Annotated in this window: 1 pseudogene; it reads left to right on the forward strand. The window is 23.3% G+C overall.

The window, feature by feature from the left end:
* Positions 1-232: pseudogene (locus BN1173_RS04675) on the forward strand (hypothetical protein); the annotation flags it as partial.

Below are 232 nucleotides of genomic sequence, written 5' to 3' on the forward strand. Positions count from 1 at the left end.
ACCTTTTGGATGTCGATTCTATTTTTAAAAATATGTTGGGTATTATTATAAAACTTATTAATTTGTCAAAAACCTTGCCTTATTTAGATGTTTTTAAAATTTATTATGAAAATCCAGTGTTAACACCAAAAAAATATGTTCCTTGTTTTGATGTTCGAAGTTTTTATGAAAATATTTTATTTTTAAATGTTAGTGAACAACTTGTTGAGAATTATTCTAAATCCGTTACATC

Origin of the sequence: Borrelia crocidurae (assembly GCF_000825665.2) — a bacterium.
GTDB classification, from domain to species: domain Bacteria; phylum Spirochaetota; class Spirochaetia; order Borreliales; family Borreliaceae; genus Borrelia; species Borrelia duttonii.